The sequence below is a fragment of the Novosphingobium sp. PhB57 genome (assembly GCF_004342985.1).
In the GTDB taxonomy this organism is placed as follows: domain Bacteria; phylum Pseudomonadota; class Alphaproteobacteria; order Sphingomonadales; family Sphingomonadaceae; genus Novosphingobium.
Window position 1 is genome coordinate 1 of the sequence record NZ_SMBO01000034.1, and the last position, 4,733, is coordinate 4,733.

Sequence of the window (4,733 nt, forward strand, 5' to 3'; positions counted from 1 at the left end):
CAATTCCCACTCCCTGTCCGTCATATCGCTGGAATAGCGCAACCCTTTCCGGCTATGCTCCTGCCGGGCAATACCAGTCCATGCCATTGATCACTCCATCTCTCGCAGGACGGCGTGAATCACAACATGCTAATATTGCTCAACAAATTTCGGGGCGGGCTCTAAACCATCATCTCGTTTTGCTTAGGGTTACTTTCAAACATAAAACCCTTGATCTAGTTCAATTATCTTGATTGTCTTACGGCGAAATAATGTGTATATTGATGATATAACTTGCCGAATTGATAAAGCGTAAGTAATGCAGCAATTTTCGCTTTAACTTCCGCAATTACCGAAGCCGTCACAGCCTCCTTTTTCTTTGCCCCACGTACTTTCCAATCCAGAATTTTCACCTGATCAGACAGCACGGCACTCGCTGGAGACTGGGACACGATGACCTCAAACGGATAGCCCTTGATCTGGCCAGTCATCGGGCAGCAAATCATCATGCCCCGCATCTCGTTGTACGCCGATGGAGAGAGCACCAGTGGAGGGCGGTGCCCCGCCTGCTCATGACCTGCCTGAGGATTAAACTGAACCCAAACAATATCACCGGTATCGGGAACGTAGGCGCTCTGGATTAAAGAAGCTCGTTACCAACGGGGGGCCCAAAATCAACAATCTCGGGGAAGGTCTCTGGCTTCATTTCAGCAAGCAAGGCTTCCAGAGTGAAGACCGGCTTAGAGACAGGCTCGATGATGAGTTTCCCGTCTTTCTCGCGCACTTCCACCTCCTGCCCGACACTTAGTGCGGCTGCCGCCATGATGGCTGAGGGAATTCGGATTGCTGCGCTATTCCCCCACTTTCTGACCTGAACTCCCATATCAAACTCCTGTGTATCTACAATGGTGATACACTATCAGAGCCACGACACGTGTCGACAAATGTATCTACGTCTCTGCGAGAAAGGGGTAACGCTGTTGAGTTTCACTGAAAACTGCCCGGATCCTGTCTGCGTAAGAATACATGAACTACCTCTATGGTGATGCAACATTTCATCCGCGTCCTCCGGGTCAGTTCTCAGTGAAACTCAACAGTAATAGAATTAGCAGGTCGAGCGGACTTGCCGCGTTGAATGCGCAAGGCAGGAAACAGGCGCCGGAAGGCAGATCGTCTGAACAATTCGAGGGAATGATGACAGCCATATCGGCCTTCGCCCGTAACGACGCGCCAAGACGAGCGGCGACAGGCGTCTGCGCTCGAGAAACGTGCGCGCTGGCTTGGAGTTTCGGTCAGACAGGTCCAGCGGTTTTGGCAGATTCAGATTAGAAGAAGGATCGTCGGAACCGCGACAATGCTCAGGCACGCAATTGCCATGCACATGATGCAAAATTCACCGACACGACATACGGATTCCGTTCGTCCCATTCCCTTCTTCAATTTATCCGCTCTTTGGCGGCCGCGTGGAGGCAAACATATCGATGACCGGTAAAGCAAAGATCGCCGCTACGGCAGCCGGTTATCCAGACATCGAGCGCGCGATGGGCCAAGGATGCTTCGCCTATCTGTACCGGACGGCGGAAATCCGACCTCCAGAGCGGCAGGATATGGGTAAAGGCGCGCAAACGCCTGCCGATGCAAACGCCGCCGCACAGGCAGGAAAGCAAGCCGCGACTGAGGAGCCGCTATCGCGGGTGAACCTCGGAACCGGTGCCAAGGCAGGAACGCGACTGTCGCCATCTGGCAGGTGTCGTTCCCAATCGCTTGGCAAATGTCCGCGTAAGATGGCTTTGATCGCAGAACCCGCAGTCGAGCGCAATCTGGGCAAGCGACATGGATGATCCGTCGATCAAGTAACAAGCCATCTCAAGGCGCCGATCTATCAGCCAGGTGTAGGGCGTGATGCCGACCGTGCCGGTGAACGCCTTGATGAAGTAGCATGGCGAGAGACCGCAGGCACCGGCGATTTCGGCGATTGCGACAGGCTCGTTCAAGCGAGAGCGCAGGAGGCGTTTGGCAGTGTCCACTTGCCAGGATGCCAGAGTTCGGCGGTGCCGGCCGGTCACGGCACCTTTGCCCTGGGCAGAAGAAGACGCCCGTTCGCCGGTGCCGGCCATTTTCACTGTCGGCAGGCTTGTGCCGCAAAGGCCGGCATCTGCCAGTGCAACGCCGGACAGCCCTTCGGCGCACGCGCCTGCATCGAAAAGGCTCGCGCCAGGCACATCTGCGCGTCGGCCCGCGTTCATGCGTTCCCAGCCGCTCAGGGCGACCTCCTATGGGTTGCGGGAACCCGGCCAATCGCTCGCAGGATCCGCTCTGCAAGCATCCGGCCCGGCACCCTGCGGCCACCACCTGCCGATGTCAGGCGATGATCACCCTAACCCGCTGAGGAGGAAGCCCTGTTGGTCCCACATCCAGACACCCGGGAAACGAAAAGGCGTCCCCTGCCTCAAAATAAATCTCAGCAGGCGTCGTCGCCCTGTGCTTCGCCGCCATTCTCCAACCGGCGACGAAGGAAATCAGCAGCGCGTGCCAATTCCTTCTGGACGGTACGGCGGCGCAGGCCGAGCCTTCCCGCGATCTCGCCGGTGGAGAGATCATCGACCCACCTCAGGAAAAATATGGTGCGCCTTTGCTCAGGCAAGTGCTGCGCGAATGCCAAGGCGCGGGCGAGTTCGTTGGCGGAAGCAGCCATGCGCTCAGGATCGGGGGCCTCGTCGGCCACAGTGTCCAGAATGAAGCGGTCTACAGGCACGCTGCGGGAGAGCGAGCGCCGCCTGTTCTGGCCAAGATTGAAGGCCATGCGCCGCAGATAGGCGCGCGGGTTATGGACCGCGCCGATGCGGGCGCCGGCGGCCAGTTTCGCGGAAGCATCCTGAAGCGCATCGAGAGCCGCGTCGCGCGAACCCCACGTCCGCTCAAGTCCAACCGCCAGTTCCCGGTAAATCGCGATCAGTGCCCGGCTGCAGCGCGTGCGCCTCGTCAGTTCTGTCGTCTGCGGGAGCAGGCCCGGTATCTGCCTCTTGGGATCCGAAACTGCGACCGAGGTCCTCTTTCATCTGGCTTCAAATCCATGGATGCCGCATCCCGGATAGCCGCCTTTCCGCCCGGCAAACGTGGTTCTGATCCGCGTGATCCTGATTCCTTTCACGCGCGCGGCTTGTGGCCGTAGCGCAGCCATGAAGCAACACTGACGAAGACCGCCAGTCGTGTATATGCTTACTGGGTTAAAAATTTGTCATGGCGCCTACAAGGCCACAATTTTAAAGTAATTGCGCCAGAATGTCGCGAAAATACCAATCAAGGATAGAGGCTCTCCATATCGGGTTGAAGGGCACGATGAATGCGCTCTTTCTGAAAGACCTCGCTGACAAGACCCGCAGAGGCCTCCGGAGACGCGTGGAGCAGGGTAAGTCCGGTGGAGGCAACCTCCTATGGCTACGAGGTCGTCAAAAACCTGGACGGGCGTGGAGAGCACATCCGTGGGAGCCGGACGATCAATCCGGTGGAAGCAGCGGTCGCTGAGCGTATCTTCAAGATGCTGGTGCAGGATGCCAGCTGGACCTGCAGGCTGCGCGGACTGAGGTTCGCCAGGCCCTGCATCAGCATGTCGACCTGGTGGAAGGTTTCGCGGCCCGGCAGTTCGTCGAGAAGCTGGAACAGGCCCCGTTCGGCGCTGGCGAGGCGCAGGCCCCATTTGGCTGTTCCGCCACTGATCAGAAAACCGCCCGGCAGGAAGTGAAGCGGCTCATCGCTCGCACCGCTCTGTGCGTCATCGGATTGCGTGACGACCGGATTATCAGGAAACAGCCGCCGGCTGTTGTGCCAGACAAACTCGACCTCGAGGGGCAAGGCAGCAAGCCAACCGGGCGGCCTTTGCGCGCCATAGAGGTGAACCTCCCTGCGCCGCCCCAGAGTGGCCGTACCCCAGTTTCTCCAGCGCGCTTCGCCCGCACACGCTCACGTCGCTCTCGAGGAAGGTCTGGAGGGATATGATGGCCTCACGCCAGCCGAGCGGACTGTTTCCGCGGCGATATACGCGTGGAGCCGGCTGATGGAGCCATCCCGCCTTGACGTACTGGCTGCGAAGCGAGGAGGAGTAGCCGCCGCGCTCCAGCCAGGCCGCATCGACAAGTGCGCCATCCGGCCGTTGCTGAAGCTGGTTCAGCTTTCCTCAGTTTCCGGCAGCCATACTAAGGCTTATAGCGCTAATTCAAACCAAAGGAAAGTTTGGAACTCCCTGTAAAACCCTAGCATGACTTAGCATAGTGACACCGCTTCAAACCCGGTGTTCGAAAGTAATGCGCCTTTGCAGGTACCACCAGCCGCCATGCAGCGATAACAGCCAGCAATCCTTTCCCGCCTTCGGGGCCAGCCTGATCCGTGACGAACCACCGCGCCCGGCCAGGCGCCAATCCATAGGCTATTGCTATGGGTTATTAAAAAATCGCGATTTGACGGAATGGTTTCGCAAATGCTTTCTTTGCTTGAAAAGGGGTGTGATATGCGGGAAAATTCGGCTTTGGCGCAAAAGGCACAGAGAAAAGCGACTTCCAGTCAGAAAGTACCGCTGACCATTATGGTTGCAATGCTGCTTACATCGGCAACGTTGCACGCGCGGCCTTCATTAGCCGACCAGATCGATGTCGCTTCGCTTCCGCTAGTGGATTGATTCCAACACTTGGTGCCCGCGCCGTACAGCGGCTATAATTTCGTCCGGATCGGCCTTCCAGATGAAAGGTCGGGGGTCCTCG

General features: G+C 57.8%; 5 protein-coding genes and 1 pseudogene. All 6 read right to left on the bottom strand.

The annotated features are described in order from the left end of the window. Nucleotides 1-87: pseudogene (locus tag EDF58_RS25620) on the bottom strand (IS5/IS1182 family transposase); the annotation flags it as partial. Nucleotides 88-224: 137 nt separating this feature from the next. After that, nucleotides 225-620 carry an endoribonuclease MazF gene (gene mazF, locus EDF58_RS25625; protein WP_132270604.1) on the bottom strand — a complete coding sequence of 132 codons (396 nt, stop codon included), beginning with the start codon at nt 618-620 and terminating at the stop codon, nt 225-227. Further along, a complete protein-coding gene (locus EDF58_RS25630; protein WP_132270606.1) occupies nt 620-862 on the bottom strand; it encodes an AbrB/MazE/SpoVT family DNA-binding domain-containing protein in 243 nt (80 codons plus the stop codon). Before EDF58_RS25630 ends, mazF begins: the two co-directional genes overlap by 1 nt. Before the next feature lie 802 nt (nt 863-1,664). Further along, complete coding sequence (locus tag EDF58_RS25635) at nt 1,665-2,225, bottom strand: AraC family transcriptional regulator (protein WP_207913196.1); 561 nt, start codon at nt 2,223-2,225, stop codon at nt 1,665-1,667. Nucleotides 2,226-2,440: 215 nt separating this feature from the next. Beyond that, nucleotides 2,441-2,995 carry an RNA polymerase sigma factor gene (locus tag EDF58_RS25640; RefSeq protein WP_132270608.1) on the bottom strand — a complete coding sequence of 185 codons (555 nt, stop codon included), beginning with the start codon at nt 2,993-2,995 and terminating at the stop codon, nt 2,441-2,443. Between the two features lie 422 nt (nt 2,996-3,417). Beyond that, complete coding sequence (locus tag EDF58_RS25650) at nt 3,418-3,831, bottom strand: type IV toxin-antitoxin system AbiEi family antitoxin domain-containing protein (protein ID WP_243654522.1); 414 nt, start codon at nt 3,829-3,831, stop codon at nt 3,418-3,420. Nucleotides 3,832-4,733: the final 902 nt, after the last annotated feature.